This is a genomic window from Candidatus Binatia bacterium (assembly GCA_023150935.1).
Classification (GTDB): Bacteria; Desulfobacterota; Binatia; order HRBIN30; family HRBIN30; genus JAKLJW01.
Map to the genome: position 1 here is coordinate 1 of JAKLJW010000151.1, position 581 is coordinate 581.

Annotated in this window: 1 protein-coding gene; it reads right to left on the reverse strand. The window is 70.9% G+C overall.

Features of this window, described 5'->3' with window-relative positions:
* Positions 1-581 (reverse strand): hypothetical protein (locus L6Q96_23455; protein MCK6557504.1); only part of this gene is annotated, 581 nt, incomplete at both ends.

Sequence of the window (581 nt, forward strand, 5' to 3'; positions counted from 1 at the left end):
GTGGCAGCTCGAGCAGGAGGCCTCGCCGTTCGAGGAGGTCCGCACCGCGTCGTAGAGCATGAAGCGACCCTCGACGACCGAGTCCGGCTCCGGGTCGAAGGAGAGCGGCTGCGACGCGATCTGCGCGCCGGTCGTGGTGTTCACCGTGACGAGCGCGTTGTCGAAGCGCGTCAGCACGTAGAGGCGGTGTTTGGCCGCGTTCAGCGCGAGGCCGGCCGGGCCGCCGCCGCCGACGTCGATGTAGTTGGCGCTCTCCACCTCGGGGTCGAACTCGGCGCCGCTGCCGTCCCAGAGCGCGTCGTTCTCGAGGTCCGCGGTGTCGAAGACGCCGATCCGGCTCGATCCGAAGGCCGCCACGTAGAGCTTGCTGCCGTCCGGCGACACCACGAGGTCGACCGGGGTGGCGAGGCTGTGGTCCTTCACGCCCGAGGGCGCCGGTACCGTCGAGTAGTCGATGTGCCGGTTCAGGTGGCGCGGCTTCACCACTCCGCCCGGCGTGATCACGGTGATCCGCGCCTGCGCGAGGTTGCCCCGTACCGTGCTGCCGCCCCCGCCCGGGCCCTCGAAGCGGGTCAGGTTCT